Genomic DNA, 22,004 nt, shown 5'->3' on the forward strand with positions numbered 1-22,004 from the left:
CGCCCGTACAATCCCCAACGGGGGTGGGCGATGGCGACACGTTCCAGGGGCACCACCGCGTTACTCGCCGTCGCGGCGGGAGGGGTTTGGCTGCTGGTCGTCAACGCCCTGGGGGCCAGCCCGGGCGCCATCTGGCGGCACGGCCCGATATTCGTGCTCGGCGCGCTGGCCGGCGTCTCCTTTCTCGCGGGCGGGATCGTGGCCTGGCGGGAGCATCCGCGTAACCAGGTCGGCCCCCTCATGGCCGTGCTCGGGGTCGCCTGGATCCCCCAGCAGGTGCTGTTCTTCCCCGGACAGCAGCTGTGGGCGCTGGCACTGTGCGGCCTGTGGGCGGGGATGGCCTGCCACCTGTTCCTCGCCTTCCCCACCGGGCGGCTGGACCTGGTGTCGTACAAGGTGGTGACCGGCCTGGCCTACGTCCTGGCCCTCGTGCTGCCCACGGCCAAGGCCCTCATGCGCTTTCCGATGCCCGTGCCGCTCCGGAATTTCACCGACGCGCTCGACGCCTCGTCCTGGCAGCTGACCGTCCTCATGTCGGGCATGGTGCTCGCCCTCAAGGTCAAGCGCTGGCGTCAGGCCAGCATGGCGCAGCGCCGGGCGGTCGCGCCGGTCACCGGCGCGTCGATGGTCGCGACGGTCGCCTTCGCCGTGGACCGCCTGGCCGAGCTCTTCGGCCCGAACCCGCTGCAGGTCCCCATCACGCTCGTCATGCTGGTGTCCTTCATGGCGGTCCCGATGGCGTACCTGGTCGGCCTCATGCGCAGCCGCATGGACCACGGCCGCGTGGCCGACCTCGTGGTACGCCTGAGCAGGCGCGAACGGCGGGGCACGCTGCGCGACGAGCTGGCCGCCACCCTGCGGGACCCCGGGCTGGTCGTGGGCTACTGGACGGCCGAGCAGGACAGGTACGTGGACGCCGACGGCCGCCCGGTCGACCTGAACCCGGGGCCGAGCAGGGTCGTCACCCGCGTCGACCAGGGCGAGGCGCCGCTCGCCGTACTCGTGCACGACGTCGCCCTCCTCGAACAGCCCCTGCTCGTCGAGGCCGCCTGCGCCGCCGCGGCGCTCGCCCTGGAGAACGAGCGGCTCACCGCGGACCTGCGGGCCCGCCTGCGGCAGCTCGCGGCCTCGCGGCGGCGGATGTTGCAGTGGGGCGAGGCCGAGCGCCGCAGGTTCGAACGCGACCTGCACGACGGCGTGCAGCAGCGGCTGCTGTCGGTCGCGATGACGCTCGGGCTGGCCGAGGCCGGCACCGACCCCGGGCGGGCCGCGCCGCTGATCGGCGAGGCCAAGACGGCGGTGCTGGCCGCGCTGGACGACCTGCGTGCGGTCAGCCACGGCATCCACCCGCCGGTGCTGACCGAGCGCGGCCTGTCCGGCGCGGTCAAGGAGCTGGCCGCGGTCGCCCCCATGGCCGTCACCTGCGACCTGGCGCTGGACGAGCCGCTGCCGCAGGCCGTGGAGAGCGCGGCCTACTACATCGTCAACGAGGCCCTGGCCAACGTGACCAAGCACGCCGCCGCGTCGAAGGCATGGGTACGGCTCGCCCTGGTCGGCCGCCGCCTCCTGGTCGAGGTGGGCGACGACGGCGTGGGCGGGGCCGATCCCGCGCTCGGCTCCGGGCTCGCCGGGCTGGCCGACCGCGCCGAGGCCAACGGCGGCAAGCTCACGATCGACAGCCCACCGGGGAAGGGAACCGTGCTGAAGGTGGTCCTGCCGTGCGCGTAGCGATCTGCGAGGACTCCACGCTGTTCCGCGAGGGCCTGGCCCGGCTGCTGACCGAGGCCGGGTTCGCGGTGGCGGCGTCCGTCGAGCACGCCGACGAGCTGCTCGCCCATGTGGCGAAGGACCCGCCCGACGTGGCCGTGCTCGACATCCGGTTGCCACCCACGCACACCGACGAGGGCCTGCGCGCCGCGGTCACGCTGCGGGAGCGGCATCCGCAGGTGGGAGTGCTGGTGCTGTCGCAGTATGTACGGGTGAGCTACGCGGTCGAGCTGCTCGGCGGCCGCACGGAGGGCGTGGGCTACCTGCTGAAGGACCGGGTGTCGGACCTGGCCGAGTTCGCCGCGGCCATCCGCCGGGTGGGTTCGGGCGGATCCGCGCTGGACCCGGTCGTGGTCGAGCAGCTCGTCGGCCGCCACCGGCAGCCCGGCGACCCGCTGCGCATGCTCACCGAGCGGGAGCGCGCCGTGCTGCGGTTGATGGCCGAGGGGCGTACGAACATGGCGATCGCCGAGCTGCTGGTCATCGCCGAGCGCACCGTGGAGAAGCACTGCACCAGCATCTTCGTCAAGCTGGGCCTGGAGGCGAGCCCGCACGACCACCGGCGGGTGCTCGCGGTGTTGCGCTATCTGAACGCCTGAGGGGTGCGGATAACCGTACCTACCGGTGGGTGCCAGCCGGGTTCCGCTTCCGGTGGCCATCGCGAAGGATCGGACCAACGGAAGGAGCATGCTCATGGTGGCAGTGGACGCCGGGGTCCGGCGGCTGCTGGCGGACTCCGGGGAAGCACGTACATGGGTGAGCCCTCGGGCGGACCTGGTCATGGCGTTGCTCGGCGTCTGGTACGGCGTCGGGCTGATGATCGACGCCTGGGCGCACAGCACCCTGGCCGAGTTGGAGACGTTCTTCACGCCGTGGCACGCGGCGTTCTACTCGGGGTTCGCGGCGGTGTCGGGGTGGATCATCTGGCAGGTCTACCGCAACGTGCGCACCGGCCGGAGCGGGCTGGCCGCGGTGCCGAACGGGTACCTCGCGGGGCTGCTCGCCATCCCGGGGTTCGCCGCGTTCGGGTTCGCCGACATGATGTGGCACACGTTCCTGGGCATCGAGCAGACCATCGACATCCTGTTCAGCCCGTCCCACCTGGGGCTGATCCTGACGATGATGCTCATCATCACAACCCCGCTCCGCTCGGCCTGGAGCGCCCCGGACATCGGGGAGCGGCCCCGGCTGTCGCGGCTGCTGCCGGCGCTGATCGGGCTCGGCTTCGGCGCCACGCTGGTGTCGCTGTTCCTGTCGTACGGCAACGCCATGCAGCGGAGCCCGAACGGCATCGTCCGGGACTTCTCCGCCCTAGAGGGCAACGGCGCCGACATCCTGGCCGCATCGATGATCATCACGAACATCATGGTGCTCGCTCCCGTGCTGTTCCTCCTGCGGCGCTGGCAGCTGCCGTTCGGGAGCGCGACCGTGCTGTCCGCGGTCGGCATCCTGATGCCGGGCGCGCAGACGGCCTTCCGTAACCTGCCGATCCTGCTGACGTTCGTCGCCGCCGGGCTGGTGAGTGATCTGCTGATCCGGTGGCTGCGGCCCTCGCGGGAGCGCCGGGGCGCCTACTGGGCCTTCGCCGGCCTGTCGGCGTTCGCCACCTGGTCCCTGTACATCGCGGTCGCCTCCGTGTTCGCCGGGCAGTTGCCCGTCGTACCCGAGCTCTGGACCGGCGCCCCGATCGTGGCCGGTCTGGTCGGCCTGGCCCTCGGCGCCCTGTTCCTCCCGAACGCGCTGCCCGCGGAGACCGGCGAGTCCGGCGCCCGGCGGGCATGATCCGGCTTCTCTGCCTGGTCGGCCTGCTGGTGGTGCTGCTGGCGTCGCCGGCGGCGGCGCACGACGTCAAGGCGGGGTCGGACCTGCGGATCGCGCAGACGATCGCGGGCGCGGAGCTGACCCTCGTGATCAAGGCCACGACCCGGGTGCCGGGGCCGCTGCGCGTCGAGGTGATCGGGTTCCCGTCCGCCCCGACGCTGGACCTGCGGCTCCGGTCGGTGACCGACGGGCGTGTCGTGACCGGCACGGTGGCGCCGGGCCGCCCCGCCCAGCTGCGGGTCGAGGAGACCGGGCCGCACGAGCTGACCGTCGGCGCCGGGGGCGAGAGCGCGGTGATCCCGTTCCGGGTCCTGGTGGACCGGGGTTCGGGGTGGGAGTTCCTGATCTACGGCGGCCTGTTCGTGGCCGGGCTGCTCCTGGTGGGCGGGCTGCTCACCGGCGCGTTCAACCGGCGCGGCCGGTCGGCGTTCGTGGTAACCGCGGTCGCCGCGGCGGGGCTCGCGGTGGCCGCGTTGATCGTGATCCTCGACCCCTGGCTGCCCGCCCGGTCGCCGGACGGCGCCGAGCCGCGTCCCACGGACTCGGTGATCGGTAGGCCGTACGTGCAGCGGGTGGTAACCATGGTCCCCGCCGCCCCGGCGGCGGGCGAGGAGTTCGTGGCGCGCGTGGAGCTGTTCGACGGGTCCACCGGGCGTCCCGTCGACGACCTCACCATCCACCACGAGGCCATGGCCCACCTGGTGGTCACCAGCGAGGACGGCCGCTACTTCCGCCACGTCCATCCGCTGCGCACCGCGCCCGGCCGCCTGGAGGTACGGCTGCGCGCCGACCGCCCCGGCCGCTATCTCACCTACGTCGAGCTCGAACGCACCGACTCCGGCGGCCAACTCCTCACCGGCTCTTTCACGGTCACCGGTTCGGCGAAGCCCACGGCCTCGTCCGACCCGGCGCTCCAGGACGCCGCCGCCACCGGGACGGTCACGGTGACGCCCGCCGCACCGCAGGCGGGGCGGGCGGCCACCGTCGAGGTGGCCACCAGCGGCACGCCGCGGCCGTGGCTCGGGATGGCGGGTCACCTCATCGTGCGCGGCGCGGACGGCGAGTTCCTCGGCCACGTCCACGAGATGGGGACGCCCGGCAGCCGGCTGCGCTTCACGTTCAGCTTCCCCGCGCCGGGCCGCTACCTCGCCTGGGCGCAGTACGCGACGGACCGCGGCATCACCACCGTGCCCTTCACCGTGGAGGTCCCCCGATGAAGCAGGTCAAGGGCCTGAGGCTGCTGATCCTCGGCGGGCTCGTGGCGGTCGTGGCGGCCGCGTTCGTCATCGCCCGCACCTCGGGCCCGGACCCGGTGACCACGACGGGAACCCGTTACGCCGTCACCGTCACGGCCGACCGGAGCGCGGTCGACATCCGGGTGGACAGGGGCGAGGCCGACACGGTCATCGTCGCCGCCGTCATGACCACCATGGGTCACGCGGTGCCCGAGGTCACCGCCAGGAAGGCCGCCCCCGGCCACTTCGTCGCCGAGGGCGACCTGTTCCTCATGAACGGCGCGTGGGAGCTGTCGGTCCGCCTCGCCGGCCGCTCCGGCGAGGAGACCCTCACGCTCAACACTCTCGTCACCGACTAGCTCTCCGGGCCTCGGCGGCGGTGACGAGGGTCACGGTTGTCCTCCGGCGAGTTGTCGTAGGACGGTGACGAGGCCGGCCGTGTCGGGCACGGCCCGGAAGAACTCGGCGTCGGCCCGCTCCACCTCCTCGACGGCCCGCCGGACCAGGTCGGCGCCCTGATCGGTGACCCGCAGCAGGCGGGCGCGGCTGTCGGCGGGATCCGGCTCACGGACGAGCAGGCCCTTTTCCGCTAGCTTGCGCACGACCTGGGAGGTCATCTTGACGTCGGTGTCGGCGAACGTGGCGACGGCGAGCTGATTGGGCAGCTCGCCGTGCCGGTTCAGCCACTCGGTGCTGGCCAGCAGCACGAACTGGACGTGCGTCAGGTCGAAGGGCGCCAGCGCGGCGGCGATGGCCCGCTGCCAGCGCAACGTGGTCCGCCAGAGCAGCAATCCCGGGCTGTCGTCGGGCGCGAGCGCCATCTCAGGACGCCTCGGCCAGCTTGATCAGGGCGGCCATGGCGTCGGGGACGTCGGAGGTGACCATCGGGCCGATCTCCTCGGCGCCCGGGCCGGTGATCTCGACGCGGTGGGTGACGCGCGTGCCGGTCCCGGTCTCCGCCAGCCGGTGGATGAAGCGCAGAGTCAGCTCTCCGACGACGGTCTCGTCGGTGAACAGCTCGCCGGTGACCAGCTCGACGATGCGGAAGCGGACGGTGTCCTGGCCTTCGGGGGTCATGGTGCCCTCGGTGCCCACCGCGAAGGGGCCTTCCAGGTCGATCTGGAGGAGGCTGGTGTCCCATGCGGTCCAGCCGTTGACGTCGGCGTAGAGGGCCCAGACGGCCGCGGCGGGGGCGGTGGTGTCCAGCTCGTGCTCATAGGCGTACATGTCGCGTTCCTCCTGAAGGCATTGATCCGTGCGCAGACTATCTACGCGTAGACTATATCGCCCGGAGCTGGCGGGTGATGGAGGGGTCGGTGATGGCGGTGTCGTTCGCCAGCAGGAAGGCCTTGCTGAGGATGAGCGCCAACCGGCCGTCCTCCTCGAACGGAAGGAACAGCCCGGCCTGGGGGGCTCTTGCGGCGACGATGCACAGGTAGGCGTCGTTGGGTTCCATCAGGATGTTCGCCGACCCCAGGTGGATCTTGTAGGTGCGCAGATCACCCCGTACCACCAGGAAACGGTCGGTCATGGTGCAGCGGTCGGCGATGGTCGTACGTCCGATCAACCGGGACAGCGCGTCACGGCGCACCTCGGCGGAGGGCGGCAGGGCCGCGAACGAGCCCGTCCGCCAGTAGTCCCGCAGGTGGTCCGGCCCCTGGTCGGCCCACTGGGGATCGCTCGTGATCGAGGCGACGCCCACGAACAGGTCCACGTCCCGCATGGCCTCGCTGAACACCAGCGCGGGGACCTCGGTCAACGGCGCCTGCTGCCACCTGCCCTCGGTCAGCCGTTGGAAGTGGACCGGGCCGGTGCTCGCGTGGTGCTCGTCGTACAGGCCGTGGTCGAAGTACACCCGCCACCGTCCGCTCGCCAGCACCCGATGGGCCTCACCCGCGTAGCCGCCGTCCCACTGCCCGAGGAAGGGCGACTGCCAGCCTCGCTGTTTGAACAGCGCCCGGAGCCTGCGGTAGTCGACCACGTGCCCGTCGAACCGGAAGGAGTGGACCCCGGTCTCCTCCTCGGCGAGGGTGAGCAGGTAGACCTCACGGAAGGCCTGCTTGAACGGCTGGCGCAGCTCCTTGCCCTGCACCACCTCCCGCCAGGCGCGGACCTTCTCCACCGACGCGCGGGCCGGATGCCACAGCCGTACGGGCACGTCCGGCACGCTCATCCCCAGCTCGCCGCGCCACACGCCGGGCGAGACCTCGAACTCCCAGATCAGCCGGTCGACGACCGAGCGGCCCTCCAACTGCCGGTAGGGCGCGGCCTTCTCGCCGGTGTATCCGGCCTCCAGCGCCCTGAACAGGGTCACCTGCTGCTGCATGGTCTGCTTGGCCAGCTCGCGCAGCCGCTTGACCTCGTCCGGGTGCTCCCGCCTGACCGCCGCCGGGACCGTCTTCAGCTTCCTGTCGCCGTGCCACCACGACAGCTCGACCTCGCCGTCGGTCGAGATCACCGCCGTGTGCTCGCCGAACGCCTGCCGTACGCGCCCGTCGGGCAGCCTGAACGCCACCTCCAGCCGCTCGGCCAGGGCGGGCTCGATGCGCTTGAACATGCGATCCAGCTGCTTCGGCACCCCGGCGTGCCGGGTGACCTGGCGGGCGGCGCGCAGCGCGGAGATCGCCTCGGGCGTCGGGTGGTCCCGCACCGCGCGGGCGATCTCGAACAGCAGCCCCTGGGAGGGCAGGGTCTTGGCCCGGGTGGGCGCCACCGCGATCCCGCGCGCCAGCGGGTCCAGCAGGCCGGGCAGCCAGGGCTCGTCCCGGTAGAGCGCCAGCCGTACGGCCCGGCCGAGGGTCGACTTCTCGTCGTCGCCGAACGCCTTCTCCGCCTTGTAGGGAATCTCACCGGTGTGGATCGCCGCGACACGGGCCTCGGCCGCCTCCAGCGCCGTCCGGGCGAAGTCGGGGTAGCCGGGCAGGGCGTCGAGCCATTCGATCACGCCGGGCAGCGGCTCCTCCCACCGCACCCGCGCCGCCTCGGCGAACAGCGCCCGGCGTTCCACGTCCCAGCCGAGCAGCATGTCCGTCTCGGCGACCGCGATCGGCCCGCACCTCTCGGCGAGCCGGGCGCTCACTTCGGCGTCCATGCCCGCCAGCCCCGCCGCCACCAGCATGGGGAAGCGTCCGTACGACCACGGCCCGTCCTCCGGCATCAGGAACCCGACCAGCTCGCGGGCCGGCGCGACCAGGTGCTGCCTGGCGCGCTCGTCGATCGCGTACCGCCCCGGTGCCGAGCCGGCGACGCCGGTCAGCCCGACGCTCAGCTGGGAGGCGTCGGGCCAGCGCGTGGGGTCGTCAGCGGTCCCGTTGATCAGATTGAGCAGGCGCTGCGCGAGGGGGGAGAGGTGCATGCCGTGGGTCCTGTCAGAAGTGGATCTGTCGGGTGATGGACGGGTCGGGGATGGCGGCGTCGGCGGCCGGCAGGAACGCCTTGGACAGAAGGATCGACAACATGCCGCCGTCCTCCGTCAGCCTCCGACCAGCGGGACGAGCTTGACGAAGGAGACGACGGGGTCGGCGATGAGGTCGATCTCATCGTCCAGATCCAGGATCTGCCGGTCACCGACCAGCAGCAGGAAGCCGTTGCGGGCGAACGCGGCCTCGGCGGTGTCGGCCTGCTTCTCCCAGTCCAGCCTGCGCGCGCTCCGCATCCGGTAGCCGTTCAGCTCGGCCTCGGCGTCGGTCGGTTTGACCAGACCGCGGAAATGGTGGGAGGGGGAGGCGTTGTAGCGGGCCACCTCCTCGCGTACGCGCAGCCGTACCAGCTCCCGGGCCGAGATCCGCTCGGGCAGCTCGGGCACGGAGAACTCCTCCAGAGCCCGGCCGGTCGCGGTCTCGTCGCGAAACGTCACTGATGCCATCGGACACCCTGCTTCCATGAAGATCAGGCGGTGCGGCAATCTATAGCAGCGGCGAACGACAGAAACCCCGATGGCGGCGGGCTTGCTGTCCGAGACCCGCGCCGTCTTCCCTGAGGGCTGAATCCGTCAAGGACGTCGCGGCCTGGGCAGCGCCGCGATGACCCCGGCGAGCACCGGCAGTCCGGCGGCCAGGAGGGCGATCGCCCACCACGGCGTCTCGAAGGACACCCGCGGCAGAACTTCCCAATCGATCGAGGCCGTCATCGGCCACGCCAGGAACAGCCCGATGACGCACCCCGCGAACGTCCCCAGCGCCGTTCCGCAGAGCATGCTCCAGCCTGCGCGACCCGCGGCGAACATCCGCAGAGTCAGGGGCGAGCCGGCGCCGACCCGCAGCAGCACCCGTCTCGTCCGGCCACCGGCGCCCGCCTGGCCGCCCGCGATCAGCGCGCCGGCGACCGCCACGACGATTGCCGCCGCGACCTTGCCCATCCATTCGGCCGATTCCTGGAACTCCCGCTCGACGTAGGTGTTCAGGTCGCCACCCAATCGCTGGTTGATCCGCTCCTGCTCGGCCTCGGTCGTCCGGTGGGCTGAGGGATCGACGATCAGTTCGATGGGCTCGGGGCCAAGGCCCAGGTCCCGTACGACCTTCGTCGGGATGAAGAGCTCGTTCACGTACGGGTCGGCGGATTCGACGGCGATCGCGGGGATGGACTTGCTCGATAGTTCTGTCTCCTGGTCGTCGTCGGTGTAGAAGATCGTCACCGTGTCCACCTGGATGTCGTTGGGCGTGACCACCACGGCTGTGCCCTCGTCGTACGGCGTGTCCGGATCCCCCGTGAGGTAGCGCAGGAGCGCCCGGTCGCCGATGAACCCCTCCGGTTCGATGCTCTCCGTGTCCGGCAGGTCCTTGACTTCCAGACTGAAGTGCCCGCGTCGGTTCGGAGCGTCTCTCTGGGCGATGGGCACCCCGGACAACTCCTGCTGTACGGCTGCCCGTGAGACCGCCGGGTCATCCGACCGGACATCCACGACAAGCGCGCCCGAACGAGCCTGGGGAAAGTACCCGGCCCTGGTCTGCGCCGCCTCGGCGACCGAGACGATCATCCATGCGATCGCGATGGCGGTCATCACCATCGTGATCGCGATCGGCGGAGCCGTACGAGGGCTGTTGCGGGCCACGTCACGGGCGGCCAGACGGATCGCCGGCGACAACCGGGCGGTGAGCCGCCGCAGGACCCCCAGCAGCCACGGAGTCAACGGCCCCAACCCGGCGAGAAGCAGCGCACCCCCGTTGATGGCCGCCAAGGACTGCAGAGCCGACCCGAAGTCGTCATAGTGCTTGTCCTCGTGCGTCGCCCGGGCGATGACGGCCATCACCATGAGGCCGAAGGCCGCCGAAGCCGCCCCCCACAACAGGAACCGCGATCTCAGATAGGCATGCCGGGCCGACCCCCACGCCAAGAGCACCGAGCTGCCCGCTAACGCCACAGGAATACCCACAAAGAACAGCTCTACGCCCACGATCACGGAGGAAGTGTACGCAACACCAACCGGAGAATTAGGATATTTCTACTTTCCCCCGTGAAAGGGGTCGACTGTGCGTGTCTTCGTAGGCCTGGGCTACTTCGAACGCCTGCGCCGGCGCCACTATCGGGAGCCATAAGCCCTCTTAGGAAGTGCCAAATTGTCAACAATCGAAGTTTCCGCGCCAAAGAACCAGTGGGCTATTGCCGCCCTGGTCCTTTCGATCCTCGGGCTGGTCACGCTCGCCGTACCAAGCGTGGCCGGGGTGATACTCGGACACATGGCCCTCTGGCGGGCGAATCATCTCAACGGAAATGGAAGAGCCGTTTCCATCGCGGCGCTGATCCTCGGCTACGTGGGCATCTCCATTTACGCCACGATCTTCATCCTGTGGACCATCCTCCTGTGGAACTTCTGACCCGAGCAGCCCCCGTGATGTCTACTGGCCGTCCGAGCGCTGCCGCTTCTACGCTCCCTCCGTGGCAGACATCGGCTATCTGGACGCCCTGCAGATGTGGTTCTCGGGCAACAGCGCCTTGCAGGACTCCACCATGTACGGCCTGGGCATGCTGTGGTGGGGGCGATTCGGGAAAATTGCCGCGTTCCTCGGCGGGATGACGGTCGTCCTCGACATCCTCGGTCCAGAACGGATCCGTGAATACGGCGGACGCCTCCGAGCCGTCCCCCGCTCCCGCACCCAGGGAACGCTGACAGCTTTGACCACGGGAGGGGGCGCGATCGTCGCCGGTTCCATGGCGGCCGCCGTCGACGTCGCCATGGGGCTCGGCAGCGGCCGGCTCGCCCTGGCGGTCCTGATCGCGACGATCGTCCTCGCCGTCGGCTGGGTGGCGATCTCGACCGCCAGGAGCAAGCTGTTCGAGAACACCCTCAAAGGCGTGGCCTGGGTGCTTGAGCATCCGAAGTCCCTGGGGTGGTGGCGCGTGATCAGCCTCCTCGGGCTGGTCGTCGGCTTCCACTTCGACCTGCTCGCCTCATGACGCCCGCGGCGGCTCAGCCCGCGGTGGCCTTGGCGTAGTGGAACACCTCGGGTGGAAGCGGATGTTCCAGGCGCCAGACGAAGCGGATGGGCCGCTCGCCCTCGTGGCTCACGTACTGCACCGGCCCTGCGTACGTGTACGGGGGAGTGCCGAGCCCTTCGTCGCGCTTGGACTTCCTGATGAGTAGGTGCGCCGTGGACTCGCCCGCCACGTAGCGGCGGGCGGTGGGGGTGGATGACCGCAGGGGGCTCTGCGACTCCCACTGGAAGAGATCCTCGCTGATCGCCCGATTTTGGTAGAGCGTGGTAGGGGAGTAACGACCAACGGATTTGTCGATGGTGGCGAAGAACAGGTCCGCCTGGTGCTCCTGCACGTATTTGACGCCCTCCCTGATGGGCGCAGGCTTGTCGATGCCGAAAGCAGCGAGCACCTCGTTCTTGCTGTAACGGGCGTGCAAGCGCAGCGGCACGACAGGGTCCAGCGGTGGAGCCACGTGACGCAGCCTTGACCGGAGCAAATCCGCCAGCTCTCCGAGCTCTGCGGCCCGAGCACCGGTGAGGTGGGCGAGTCGGGCTTCCATCCCGGAGACGGGCTCGGTGCCGCCCCACAACATCGCATCCAACATGGCCAGCAGTCGCAGCTCGCGCGGCGACTTCGGCGACTTCGGAGTCCGTCCGGCCAGCACCTCAGTCAGTAAGGCGAGTCGCTCAACGTCGTCGATGTGCAGCATCCGGCCGAAGGCCCGTCCGAGCCCTTCGTCGGGCGGCGCGGTGTCGAAGCCAGCGGCGTGCCGTAGGGAGGCCCAGCCCTGGCGGCGGCCGCGGTAGAGGTCCTCGACGTCGAGCCCGGTTTCCCGCAGGAACGCGGACATACTGACGTTCCCCAGCTCGCGGAGCTCGCGCGCCAGATCCCGCCAGTTCAGGCTGAGCGCCTGCCGTACGTTCTCGAGAACGAGCCGCCGCACGTCACGATCCAGATCGATCACGCACCCGGCGGGCAGCGTCGGAAACCCCCGCTCGATCTCCCGCGCGATGCCGGTACGGCTCGCGCCCGTGAGCGCCCGATAGCGCCGATCGAAGCGGAACTGCTTGTGCTGATGGCCGACGAAGTCGAGCACGGTCAGGCACGGCTTGTCATCGGCCAGCCGCAGCCCACGCCCGAGCTGCTGCAGGAAGACGGTGGCGCTGTCGGTGGGCCGCAGGAAGAGCACGGTGTCGATCTCCGGAACGTCGACGCCCTCGTTGAAGAGGTCAACGGTGAAGACCGCGTTGATCCGGCGTTCCCTCAGGTCACGCAGCGCCTGATCACGCTCGTCGTTCCGGCTCTGCACGGTCACGGCCACCGACGGGAGCCCCGCCCGGGTGAACCGATCGGCCATGAACCGGGCATGATCGACACTGACGCAGAACCCGATGGCCCGCATCCGTCCGACCTCGCCGACCTTCCGCCGCAGCGTCTCCAACACCACGGCGGCGCGGCGGTCGTTGCCGGTGTAGACGTTCGAGAGCTGGCCGAGGTCGTAACCCTGGCCCCGGCGCCAGCCGATCTGGCGCAGGTCGGTGCCGTCGTGGACGCCGAAATACTGGAACGGGGCCAGCAGCCCGCGCTCCAGCGCCTCCCACAACCGCAGCTCGGCGGCGATCCGGCCGTCGAACCAGTGCTTGATGTCCTGCCCGTCGGCGCGTTCCGGCGTCGCGGTCAGCCCCAGGAGCACCTTGGGCCGCACGCCGGAGAGCAGTTGCCGGTACGTGGCGGCCTCGGCATGGTGGAACTCGTCCACCACCACCATGTCGAACCGGTCCGGCTCCGGCAGCGGATTGGCGTGCAACGTCTGGACCGAGGCGAACACGTGCCGCCACTGTTCCGGCCGGGCGCCGTCGACGTACAGCTCGCCGAACGTCTCGTCCCGCATCACCTGCCGGAACGTGAGCAGGCTCTGCCGCAGGATCTCCTTCCGGTGCGCGACGAACAGCAGCGACTCAGCCTGCCCGGCCGCACGCAGCCGCCGGTAGTCGAGCGCGGCGACCACGGTCTTGCCGGTGCCGGTGGCCATGACGACCAGGTTCCGCCACCGGTCGTGGATCTGCCGTTCGGCGGCGAGCTCGTCGAGGATCTCCCGCTGGTAGGAGTACGGGCGGACGTCCACATGCGCGAAGTCGAGCACGACCGCCCGGCCTCCGGCCCGCTCGGCGGACAGGGCGCGGTCGAGCCGCTCGGCGTCCTGCGCCGGATCGTAGGGCTCGAACGACGGATCGCCCCAATAGTCGTCGAACGTGGCCGCGAACGTGTCGATCAGATGGGGCTGTTCGGCCTGAGCGAGGCGTACGTTCCACTCCAGCCCATGGCTGAGGGCGGTGCGCGACAGGTTGGAGGAGCCCACATAGGCCGTGGACAGGCCGTTGTCCCGCTGGAACAACCACGCCTTCGCGTGCAGCCGGGTCATCCGCGTGTCGTAGGAGACGCGGATCTCTGCGCCCATGGCCGCCAGCCGGTCCAGGGCCAGGCGGTCGGTGGCGCCGATGTACGTGGTGGTCACCACCCTCAGCCGGCCGCCCCGCGCCACGAACTCCTCGATCGCCTCCGCCAGCACCCGCACGCCGTTCCACTTCACGAACGAGCACAGCAGATCCACCCGATCGGCCGAGGCCAGCTCGCGCTTGAGCTCATGGCCGATCTCCGGCTGCCCACGGCCGTTGACCAGCAACGCGCTACCGGTGAGGGGGATCACGGGCCGCGCGGGGAACCGTACCCGACCGGCCGCATCCCGATCCCGGCTCCTGGCGACGCCCAGCAACTCCTCGGCTGCCTCCAGAAGTTCCTCGGGCGAGGCGGCCTCGGGCACCAGATCGCCGATGAGGTCGGCGACCTTGTTGACGATCTCCACCTGCCGCGCCAGCCGTACCGCGTCGTTCTCGCCCCGTACGGAGCGCAGCGCCCGGCGGGTGAGCGCGGCCAGATGCCGGGCCAGCGTCTCGTGGGAGTCGGCGATGTCCAGCGCCCGCCTGTCGACCAGGTCGCGATCGGGAACGGCGCGCAGCAGGGCGTCCAGCTCACGGGTGATCAGATGCTGGTAAACGCCCGGCTGGAGATCGCTCACTCGGTGACTATAGGACGCGGCCGGCCACCGCGACAGGCGGATAATCGCTCTACACTGGCCGATCGTGGACTGGATCGAGCGGGTCGCCGAGATCCGGCGCTGGACCAGAGGCGGCGAGCGCGCACCGCACAAGCCGCTCCTCCTCCTGTACGCCCTGGGCCATTTCCAACGGCACGGCAACCGGCCCATCACGTTCAGCTCCGCCGAGGCCGAGCTCAAGAAACTGCTCAAGGAGTACGGCCCGCCCCGCGACACCAGCCCCGGCTACCCCTTCCACCATCTGACGAACGACGGCCTCTGGCTGGTCGACACCCGCCACGGCCCGGGCAGCCCGGGCCCGGAGCTGGGCCGCCTTCGCGACAGCCAGGCCGCCGGCCGCCTCCACCCCGACCTGGCCCGCGCCCTGTCGGAGGAGCCCGGCCTGCTGGGGCGAATCGCCCGCCACCTCCTGGACGCCAACTTCGCCCCGTCCCTGCACCCGGACCTGTGCCTGCTGACCGGCCTCGACCTGGAAGCCAGCGAGGAACTCCGGACACCGCCGGTCCTGCGCCGCGACCCGGGCTTCCGCGACCGGGTGCTCATGGCGTACGAGTACTGCTGCGCGTTCTGCTCCTACGACGGCTGGCTGGACGGCGCGGCGGTGGGGCTGGACGCGGCACACGTACGCTGGTGGGCCTTCGACGGGCCCGACGACCTGACCAACGGGCTGTGCCTGTGCGCCATCCACCACAAACTGTTCGACAAGGGAGTCCTCGGCCTGACCATCGACCGCACCATCGCCGTCTCCGCCAGGTTCGTGGGCCGGTCACAGGCATCCCACGACCTGGTCCTCTCCCTGTCCGGCCACCCCGCCCGAACTCCCCAGCCCGGCCTGGACGCGGTGGAGCCTGACCACATCAGCTGGCACAGCCGCCAGGTCTTCCGCACCCCCGCCCGCGGCTGACACCACCCCCCACACCCCGGGACCTGCACCCACAACCTGTAGCCCAGCGTCCGCAACGCCGTGATTTGCTCCCCGGCTGCCTATTCACGATCAGCCAGTCACCCCGGCACGTCCGATCTACGCCGGTTCGTGCGAGCAGACAGTAGCGATCAGCTCGATCGACTTCCTGCCGTCGCGGATCCGAAATGCGGCGCCACGACCGGCGCTTTTCGCCCCGTCATTCCTCGCCTGGGGACACAAGCTCGTGCTTCGATGTTGCTTTGCCAGTACATCGAATGAATCGCACGATGAGAGGTCACCCATGCCAGATCTCGACGACCCGACCGCCACGTTCCAGGAGTTCGACCGGGACGGGGACGGATACATCACGCGCGAGGAGTTCGCGCTCGCCATGAACGCGCGCGGCGAGCAGGTCACCGCCACCGAGCTCGACTCGATCTTCAAAGTCTCGGACGAGCACGACGGGGACGTGGACGGACGTATCTCGTTGGCGGAGTTCCTGGTGGCCTGGAACAAGTGACGACGTGCTCGCCAACCCAGAACGATCAGTGTGCCGGTTCAGGACATGGGCAACCATCGCGATCAACAGCGTGGGCGGCGTGTCCAAGGCCAGAGTCGTCATCACCGCCGTTGTCGTCGAGGGACGGTCCCAGGCAGAGATTGCCCGCTCCTACGGGGTGTCCAAGGGCTGGGTGTCAAAGCTGGTGGCCCGCTACCGTGCCGAGGGCGAGGTGGCGTTCGAGCCTCGTTCGCGACGGCCGCGCACCTCGCCGAACGCGATCGACGCCGACACCGTCGAGTTGATCGTCCGGCTGCGCAAGGACCTCGCCGAGCAAGGGTTGGATGCCGGACCGGACACGATCGTCTGGCACCTGCGCCGACATCACGGGCGGACGGTGTCGCGGGCCACGATCAGCCGTTGCCTGACGCGGCACGGCCTGGTGACGCCCGAGCCGAAGAGGCGTCCCCGCTCGTCCTACATCCGCTTCCAGACCGCGCAGCCGAACGAGACCTGGCAGGCCGACTTCACCCACTACCCACTCACCGACGGCACCGACGCCGAGATCCTGTCCTGGCTGGACGACCACTCCCGCTACACCCTGTCGGTGACCGCGCACGCCCGCGTCACCGGGCCGATCGTGCGGATCACCTTCCGCCAGGCCGTCGCCACCCACGGCGTCCCAGCCTCCACCCTCACCGACAACGGCATGGGCTTCACCACCCGCCTGGCCGGCGGCCGCGGCGGCCGCAACGCCTTCGAACACGAACTACGCCGCCTACACGTCCAGCAGAAGAACTCCACCCCCAACCACCTGCGGCAAAGTCGAGCGCTTCCAGCAGACCATGAAGAACCGGCTACGCGCCCAGCCCACCACCCTCGCCGCCCTGCGGGCGCTTCTCGACCGCTTCTGCAACGCCTACAACCACCACCGCCCGCACCGATCCCTGCCGCACCGCGCCACCCCGGCAGCCGTCTACGCCGCCTCACCCAAGGCCCTGCCCGCCGGCAGCCGCGACGCCGAAACCCACGCTCGCGTACGTCACGACCGCATCGACCCCTCGGGAGTGGTCACTCTGCGCCTGGACGGCCGGCCGCACCACATCGGCATCGGGCGAACCCACGTCATCCTCCTGGTCGACGATCTACACGTCCGCGTCGTCAACGCCATCACCGGAGAACTCCTGCGCGAGCTGACCATCGACCCCACCCGCGACTACCAACCCCAGGCAAACCCCAACAAGACGAAACCTCCGAACCCGTAAGTTCGAGGGTTTCCGATGTCCTGAGACATCACAACCCTGAACGATCAGGATTCGAACCTGCGGCACCCGCTTTGGGAGAGCTCGAGCCGTATAGGGGCAGGGGTTACGTCGTTTCCATGACTCCGGCTCTCAATTACGGGGCGATGTAGTGGTTCATGAACCGGTGTATTTGGACAGGCATGCGGATCTCAACGGCGTGGGGAAGAATCATCGCGTTCTTGAACGTGTGCGCTGAGAAGGGATAGCTGGAGTGGCGGCCGCAGGGGTGCGCCGCGGCGGTGTTCACGTGCCACACACTCACGCGCAGGGATAGCGAGTCGACTAGCCACAGTTGGTAGTCGTCGCGGTGTTCGGCCAGGTGAGTGACGTAGTAAGTGAGTACGGTTTGCGCGACCGCCTCGGCCGTGTCGGCCAGGATGATTCCCTGGGAGTGCTCGCTGGGAGCGGGGTGCCAGCCTTTGGCGTGCTGGTCGGTGTATTCGACAAGGTAGGTATATTCATCGGCAGTGTTGGCCGCATCCGGCCTGCCGAGTTGTTCGGCCGCCTGGGCCGATAGTCGAGCCCAGTCGGCGATGCCGGCGTACAGCACCGCCTGCTGGTTGATTTGCGGCGCGTCTTCGCGCGCGGCGCTCTCATCCAGGCGCGGCATGTTGAGCAGGGCCGCCACCTGGTAAAGCCGGCGGAGAGGAACCAGGCGGTCCCACGCGTCGGTGAGATCGTTCGTCACGGCCTTCAGTGTGGGGGGTCGTCAAACAAACGGTCAGGAGAAGACCAAAAGATCTTCCATGGCGCCTTCTAAGAAGTCCTAACAGAATGATTTTGATGTGCTTTGATCTCTCGCTGGAGCCGTGCGAGAGGGAGCGCGGGTGGCGAAGCTGAAGCCGGACGAGCTGTGGGCGTGATCGAGCCGCTGTTGCCCCAGCGTCAGCGGCGCTTCCGCCATCCGAGACGCAAGCGGCTGCATGACCGGCTTGCGTTACAGGGCATCTTGTTCGTCCTGCAACCGGCATCAGCACCTGCCACAAGAGCGGGGCTATACGGTCGGGCATGACCTGCTGGCGACGCCTGGCCGAGTGGAACGCCTCCGGCATCTGGCAGCGCCTGCACGAGGTGATGCCGGACCGCCTGCGCCCGGCGGACACGCTCGACCTCTCCCGGGCCGCAGTGGACTCTTCCCAGATCAGGGCGTTAAAAGGGGGCCGCAGACCGGCCCGTCTCCGGTCGATCGCGGACAGGCCAGCCGCAAGCACCACCTGATCATCGACACCACCCTTGCCGTCATCCTCACCGGTGCCAACCGCAACGACGTCACCCAGCTCATCCCGCTCCTGCAGGCCACCCCGAAGGTACGCGGCGAGCGCGGCGGCCCCCCGCCAGCGCCCCGACGTCGTGCTCGCCGGCCTGGGCTCCGACCACGACAAGTATCGGCGCCTGGCGCGCGAACTACAGATCCGCCCACTGATCGCCCGCCATGGCACCGCACATGGCTCCGGCAGGCGGCAAACACCGCTACATCGTCGAGCAGACCTTCGCCCTGCTGCACGCCTTCCGACGTCTGCGCATCCGCTGGGAAGTCCGGGCCGACATCCACGAGGCATTCCTCAAGCTGGCCTGCCCCCTCATCTGCTGGCGACGCCTCACCTCGTTGCGTTAGCAGCTCTCGGGGCTGTGCGGTGGTGCTCCTGCGACGAATTCCGTCCTCTCCCTGAACCATCGCCGCTGTTGTGTCATATGGGCTGGTGCGGTGACACGGGGAGAACCCGTCATGGGCGGCACTGCACGCTTTTGCCCCACCGACCTCATGTCGACTGATGCGATCCTCCCTTCACGATGGGCGTGATCAGGGTGGATTGCCGCCGTCTGCGCCTGCGGGGCCAGATCCTGCTCCGACGTTTACGGGCGTTCGATGCGGGTGGGGTTGCCGCGTACGAGCTCATCGTGGATGCGCCAGCGGGCGGTGGTGACGGCGCGCCCCGCCACCTCGTCGCCGTGCTCGACGCGCTGTCGCAGCAGCCGCATGGCGATGCGGCGGTTGAGGCTGAACTGCCGCTCGGTGTCGACCACGACGACGATCCCCGTGGGCCGGTGGGTCGCCCGTACGGCCGTGCTGGCCTTGTTCCGATGCTGACCGCCAGGGCCGCCCGTGCGGCAGGCGACGATGTCAACGTCCGCTTCCGCGAACGTCGTATGCGGGGCGTCGACCTGGCACGGCTCAGCGATGACGTACCAGTTCTTTCTGCCGGTGCTGGCCCGGTACGGGCTGGGAGCCTGCCAGCACAGAGTTCCGGTCCACGACGCGGCGAACGCCTCGGCGCCATCACCTGCGATCCGGACGAGGACCGATCGATAAGTGCCGCGCCGATCACCGGGAACAGTCTGGGCCCGATGGGTCTCCAGACCCTGCCGGGTGGCGTCAGTTTCCATGCGGTGCAGCAGCTGGGCCAACGCCCAGGCACATTCCTGCGGGCCGCGCCCGGCCGACAGCAGCAGGTGGACGCTCACGGCCGCCCCCGCTTGCGGCGCTGCTCCCGGTGCTCCCTCTGGGGCGCCGACCCGAGGTCGGGCGTCTTGTAGGTGACCAAAGGAATCGTGGTGGCCACGGGCGTGGCCAAGCCATGGTCGACGAGATCGGCGATCACTTGCTCGATGCGCTTGTAGGCCGTCGGCGCCTCCTCGAAGAGCAGTTGCCGGTCGCCGCACACCACGAACGACCCCATCGGCGTACGGCGCAGCTCCTCGACCGTGTGCTTGGCCCGCCCCCGGCGCAGAGCGTCCGCACGCGACATCTTGCGGCCCGCGCCGTGCGCCACAGAATGGCCGGCGTCCGGCCCGGCGTGACCGGCCACGAGGTAGGACGGGGTGCCTCGCGTACCGGCGATGAGCACGTCGCGGCCGTCACCCGGCGCCGCCCCCTTGCGGTGCAGGTAGATCCCGTCGCGGACCTCGACCAGGTTGTGGCACTGGTCGACGATCGGCTCGGTGGGCTCGAACCCCAGAGCATGGGCGACCCGGGCGGCCAGCAGCCGCCGATTGAGCGATCCCCAGCGTACGGCGTCGTCATGCATCGCCAGATAAGCACCGGGATCAGGGGCGGGGCCCGCACCATGGACCTCGGTGTGCGCCCGCAGGATCCGTTCGCCCAGCCCTCGGGAACCGCTGTGGACGATGAGAACCAGGTCACCGGCGGCGAGTTCGAGCCGGCTCGCGTGGTCCGGCTCGAAAATGGTCCCGATCCGTGCCAGCTCGACGAAGTGGTTCCCCCGGCCGACCGTCCCGAGGCCCTCAACGTACCCAGCCGGAATATCACCCTTCACCACGGCCCAGGCAGGATCATCGGCATCCTGCTCAGGATGCAGCGCGCGATCGAGATCGGGAAACCGGGCGGCAAGTTTCTCGGGTACGGCCCGCTTGAGCTTGACGGGGAACACGGCGATGCCGCAACCGATGTCGGAGCCCACCAGGAACGGATACAAGATGGTCGACACCATGGCGGCACCGATGGGAGCGCCCTTACCGGGGTGCAGGTCCGGCATGGCGGCGACGTGCATCATCCCGTCGAGGGCGGCCACCTGATGGCACTGCGCGACGGCATCGGACTCGATCCAGCTCGTGGGGGAGGCGAACACGGTGACGCTGGCCGACGTGGACGCCGGCAGGAACTCCTGCCGGGAGTGTTGTTGAGACAAAGACGCTCTCTTCGCTGAACAGGTTATGGGCGGGCGGCATCACGGCGCGAGTCGGCGCCGCGGCATCACAAATAGCGGGGTGCGTCCGTCAGAGCATCATGGACACCACATTCCTCTGAGCCCGCCACGCAAGGCAAGCGATTTTCGGGCCGTACGGGCTTGTACGCCTGCACGCACCCTCACTCAACGACGTCCGGGTGCGCTGCGGTTGACACGCTGAGACCATGGCGGATGAGTAGATTCTCATGCCGCGATTCGCGGCCTCTCATCCAGGCGTCAGCGCGGGCATGATTGCCGCATGCCTGATATTGAGCGGGACCTTATCCAGGGCAATGGGGAAGCGCCAGCGGGTACGTAACCAATGTGGTTTCTGGACAAGCGTGGCTGATGAAATTTGAGGACTACGGGCCGCCTCAGGATCCTCCGCCGAAGAGGAGAAGCGATCGTGGAGAGAGCAGACCATCGGGGCCGTTCGTAGCGTCCATTCATAGGGCCCCGTGATCTGGTGCCAGGCGAGCGCGGGGAGCGGCGGTAGCCAGGACTTGCCCTCAATGGTGTCGAGTGCGCTGATGCCGTGGGCGGCGGCGGAATCCAGATAGCCCCGGAGCCTGGCAGCATCGAGCGAGGGCGGGCATTCCACCCTGGATGGCAGGATCAAACCATGGACGAGAAGGCTGAAGGGCAACTGCGTGTTATCCGCAAGGTCATCGCGGTCATGCAGGCCGTCGATATCTCAGCGTGGCTGTTCGGAGGCTGGGGACTCGATGCGAGGATCGGCCGGATCACGCGCGAGCACGGCGACGTTGAATTCTGGGTTGAGCGTATTCACGCCGAGCGGTCGAAGGCGGTGCTCGTAGGAGCCGGCGCCACGGCTCTGACGACTCAGCCGCCAGAGGAGGCCTGCGAGTTCACGCTGGACGAGGTGCCGTTCAGCACCGCTTACTTTGACCGGTGGCCGGACGGATCGTTCAGTCAGCCCCTGGGGCGATGGTCCGACTGGCTGTTCCCGCCAGGATCCTTCGGCGACGAGCCCGTGATACTCGATGGCACGCCGGTGCTGGCCATGAGCGTCTCCGGCATGCTCGCCATGAAGGAGCAGTTCCCGCACCTGCGCAACGGCCGGCCGTGGCGGCAGAAGGACATCGCCGATATCGAGATACTCCAGGGGTTGGCCTCCGGGGAGAGGACCGGCGGTCACATCTGAGCGACCTGAGCAGCGCCGGCCGTCATGCGGACCAGGCATAGCGGATATCCACGGTGGACGATTGAACCGCTCCGGACCTGATGGAGGCTCTGGT

At 69.3% G+C, this 22,004-nt stretch carries 20 protein-coding genes and 3 pseudogenes; 13 read left to right on the forward strand and 10 right to left on the reverse strand.

The features are described 5' to 3' along the window. Positions 1-30: 30 nt before the first annotated feature. From AB0L65_RS49550 to AB0L65_RS49570, 5 genes are all read left to right on the forward strand, one after another. Positions 31-1,728, forward strand: a complete 1,698-nt coding sequence (locus AB0L65_RS49550) for a sensor histidine kinase (protein WP_364261614.1) — start codon at positions 31-33, stop codon at positions 1,726-1,728. Continuing rightward, on the forward strand, positions 1,719-2,366 hold the full coding sequence (locus tag AB0L65_RS49555; RefSeq protein WP_350726012.1) for a response regulator transcription factor: 648 nt from the start codon (positions 1,719-1,721) through the stop codon (positions 2,364-2,366). Before AB0L65_RS49550 ends, AB0L65_RS49555 begins: the two co-directional genes overlap by 10 nt. Positions 2,367-2,460: 94 nt before the next feature. Continuing rightward, positions 2,461-3,549, forward strand: a complete 1,089-nt coding sequence (locus AB0L65_RS49560) for a hypothetical protein (protein WP_364261617.1) — start codon at positions 2,461-2,463, stop codon at positions 3,547-3,549. After that, complete coding sequence (locus tag AB0L65_RS49565; RefSeq protein WP_364261620.1) at positions 3,546-4,805, forward strand: hypothetical protein; 1,260 nt, start codon at positions 3,546-3,548, stop codon at positions 4,803-4,805. Before AB0L65_RS49560 ends, AB0L65_RS49565 begins: the two co-directional genes overlap by 4 nt. Next, positions 4,802-5,182, forward strand: coding sequence for a hypothetical protein (locus AB0L65_RS49570; protein ID WP_350726006.1), 381 nt, complete (start codon positions 4,802-4,804; stop codon positions 5,180-5,182). The genes AB0L65_RS49565 and AB0L65_RS49570 overlap by 4 nt, the downstream gene beginning before the upstream one ends. A 30-nt stretch (positions 5,183-5,212) precedes the next feature. Here AB0L65_RS49570 and AB0L65_RS49575 read toward each other — a convergent pair whose 3' ends face one another. The 5 genes from AB0L65_RS49575 to AB0L65_RS49595 form a co-directional block, all read right to left on the reverse strand. Then, positions 5,213-5,644, reverse strand: coding sequence for a MarR family transcriptional regulator (locus tag AB0L65_RS49575; RefSeq protein ID WP_364261623.1), 432 nt, complete (start codon positions 5,642-5,644; stop codon positions 5,213-5,215). A 1-nt stretch (position 5,645) separates the two neighbouring features. Then, on the reverse strand, positions 5,646-6,050 hold the full coding sequence (locus tag AB0L65_RS49580; protein ID WP_364261626.1) for an SRPBCC family protein: 405 nt from the start codon (positions 6,048-6,050) through the stop codon (positions 5,646-5,648). Positions 6,051-6,102: 52 nt separating this feature from the next. Then, complete coding sequence (locus AB0L65_RS49585) at positions 6,103-8,178, reverse strand: DUF4132 domain-containing protein (RefSeq protein WP_364261629.1); 2,076 nt, start codon at positions 8,176-8,178, stop codon at positions 6,103-6,105. 117 nt (positions 8,179-8,295) lie between these two features. Then, positions 8,296-8,688: a hypothetical protein gene (locus tag AB0L65_RS49590; RefSeq protein ID WP_363970472.1), complete on the reverse strand. Its 393-nt coding sequence runs from the start codon at positions 8,686-8,688 to the stop codon at positions 8,296-8,298. A 126-nt stretch (positions 8,689-8,814) separates the two neighbouring features. Beyond that, a complete protein-coding gene (locus tag AB0L65_RS49595) occupies positions 8,815-10,221 on the reverse strand; it encodes a hypothetical protein (RefSeq protein WP_364261632.1) in 1,407 nt (468 codons plus the stop codon). A gap of 157 nt (positions 10,222-10,378) precedes the next feature. Here AB0L65_RS49595 and AB0L65_RS49600 point away from each other — a divergent pair, with 157 nt between their 5' ends. Next, positions 10,379-10,636, forward strand: a complete 258-nt coding sequence (locus AB0L65_RS49600; protein WP_364261635.1) for a DUF4190 domain-containing protein — start codon at positions 10,379-10,381, stop codon at positions 10,634-10,636. Between the two features lie 61 nt (positions 10,637-10,697). Continuing rightward, on the forward strand, positions 10,698-11,216 hold the full coding sequence (locus AB0L65_RS49605; RefSeq protein WP_364261638.1) for a hypothetical protein: 519 nt from the start codon (positions 10,698-10,700) through the stop codon (positions 11,214-11,216). Between the two features lie 13 nt (positions 11,217-11,229). On the opposite strand, the gene AB0L65_RS49610 is transcribed toward AB0L65_RS49605, so the two are convergent. Next, complete coding sequence (locus tag AB0L65_RS49610; RefSeq protein ID WP_364261641.1) at positions 11,230-14,313, reverse strand: DUF3427 domain-containing protein; 3,084 nt, start codon at positions 14,311-14,313, stop codon at positions 11,230-11,232. 64 nt (positions 14,314-14,377) lie between these two features. On the opposite strand from AB0L65_RS49610, the gene AB0L65_RS49615 reads away from it, so the two are divergent. The 4 genes and pseudogenes from AB0L65_RS49615 to AB0L65_RS49630 form a co-directional block, all read left to right on the forward strand. Next, positions 14,378-15,256, forward strand: a complete 879-nt coding sequence (locus tag AB0L65_RS49615; RefSeq protein WP_364261644.1) for a phosphorothioated DNA-binding restriction endonuclease — start codon at positions 14,378-14,380, stop codon at positions 15,254-15,256. A 301-nt stretch (positions 15,257-15,557) separates the two neighbouring features. After that, positions 15,558-15,776 carry an EF-hand domain-containing protein gene (locus AB0L65_RS49620; protein ID WP_364261647.1) on the forward strand — a complete coding sequence of 73 codons (219 nt, stop codon included), beginning with the start codon at positions 15,558-15,560 and terminating at the stop codon, positions 15,774-15,776. A gap of 79 nt (positions 15,777-15,855) precedes the next feature. Further along, positions 15,856-16,506 (forward strand): annotated as a pseudogene (locus AB0L65_RS49625) (DDE-type integrase/transposase/recombinase); the annotation flags it as partial. A gap of 67 nt (positions 16,507-16,573) precedes the next feature. Then, positions 16,574-17,020: pseudogene (locus AB0L65_RS49630) on the forward strand (integrase core domain-containing protein); the annotation flags it as partial. 133 nt (positions 17,021-17,153) lie between these two features. Here the strand turns inward: AB0L65_RS49630 and AB0L65_RS49635 are convergent. After that, positions 17,154-17,747 (reverse strand): hypothetical protein, encoded by a 594-nt coding sequence (locus AB0L65_RS49635; protein ID WP_364261650.1) that lies wholly within the window; start codon positions 17,745-17,747, stop codon positions 17,154-17,156. 139 nt (positions 17,748-17,886) lie between these two features. Between AB0L65_RS49635 and AB0L65_RS49640 the strand changes: the two are divergent. Continuing rightward, positions 17,887-18,674, forward strand: a pseudogene (locus tag AB0L65_RS49640) (IS5 family transposase). 239 nt (positions 18,675-18,913) lie between these two features. Here AB0L65_RS49640 and prfH read toward each other — a convergent pair. From prfH to AB0L65_RS49655, 3 genes are all read right to left on the reverse strand, one after another. Then, positions 18,914-19,522 (reverse strand): peptide chain release factor H, encoded by a 609-nt coding sequence (gene prfH / locus AB0L65_RS49645; RefSeq protein WP_364261653.1) that lies wholly within the window; start codon positions 19,520-19,522, stop codon positions 18,914-18,916. Beyond that, a complete protein-coding gene (locus AB0L65_RS49650) occupies positions 19,519-20,706 on the reverse strand; it encodes an RNA ligase RtcB family protein (RefSeq protein ID WP_364261656.1) in 1,188 nt (395 codons plus the stop codon). Before AB0L65_RS49650 ends, prfH begins: the two co-directional genes overlap by 4 nt. A 265-nt stretch (positions 20,707-20,971) precedes the next feature. Next, positions 20,972-21,364 (reverse strand): hypothetical protein, encoded by a 393-nt coding sequence (locus AB0L65_RS49655; RefSeq protein WP_364261659.1) that lies wholly within the window; start codon positions 21,362-21,364, stop codon positions 20,972-20,974. 3 nt (positions 21,365-21,367) lie between these two features. On the opposite strand from AB0L65_RS49655, the gene AB0L65_RS49660 reads away from it, so the two are divergent. Next, entirely contained in the window at positions 21,368-21,910 is a 543-nt protein-coding gene (locus AB0L65_RS49660) for a hypothetical protein (protein ID WP_364261662.1), read from the forward strand. Positions 21,911-22,004 lie beyond the last annotated feature (94 nt).

Origin of the sequence: Nonomuraea sp. NPDC052116, assembly GCF_040680035.1 — a bacterium.
In the GTDB taxonomy this organism is placed as follows: Bacteria; Actinomycetota; Actinomycetes; order Streptosporangiales; family Streptosporangiaceae; genus Nonomuraea; species Nonomuraea angiospora_A.

Excerpts from the sequence above, each read along its gene's own strand:
- AB0L65_RS49550 (WP_364261614.1), top strand. The coding sequence starts at position 31 with ATGGCGACACGTTCCAGGGGCACCACCGCGTTACTCGCCGTCGCGGCG.
- AB0L65_RS49560 (WP_364261617.1), top strand. The coding sequence starts at position 2,461 with ATGGTGGCAGTGGACGCCGGGGTCCGGCGGCTGCTGGCGGACTCCGGG.
- AB0L65_RS49565 (WP_364261620.1), top strand. The coding sequence starts at position 3,546 with ATGATCCGGCTTCTCTGCCTGGTCGGCCTGCTGGTGGTGCTGCTGGCG.
- AB0L65_RS49570 (WP_350726006.1), top strand. The coding sequence starts at position 4,802 with ATGAAGCAGGTCAAGGGCCTGAGGCTGCTGATCCTCGGCGGGCTCGTG.
- AB0L65_RS49575 (WP_364261623.1), bottom strand. The coding sequence starts at position 5,644 with ATGGCGCTCGCGCCCGACGACAGCCCGGGATTGCTGCTCTGGCGGACC.
- AB0L65_RS49580 (WP_364261626.1), bottom strand. The coding sequence starts at position 6,050 with ATGTACGCCTATGAGCACGAGCTGGACACCACCGCCCCCGCCGCGGCC.
- AB0L65_RS49585 (WP_364261629.1), bottom strand. The coding sequence starts at position 8,178 with ATGCACCTCTCCCCCCTCGCGCAGCGCCTGCTCAATCTGATCAACGGG.
- AB0L65_RS49590 (WP_363970472.1), bottom strand. The coding sequence starts at position 8,688 with ATGGCATCAGTGACGTTTCGCGACGAGACCGCGACCGGCCGGGCTCTG.
- AB0L65_RS49620 (WP_364261647.1), top strand. The coding sequence starts at position 15,558 with ATGCCAGATCTCGACGACCCGACCGCCACGTTCCAGGAGTTCGACCGG.
- AB0L65_RS49660 (WP_364261662.1), top strand. The coding sequence starts at position 21,368 with ATGGACGAGAAGGCTGAAGGGCAACTGCGTGTTATCCGCAAGGTCATC.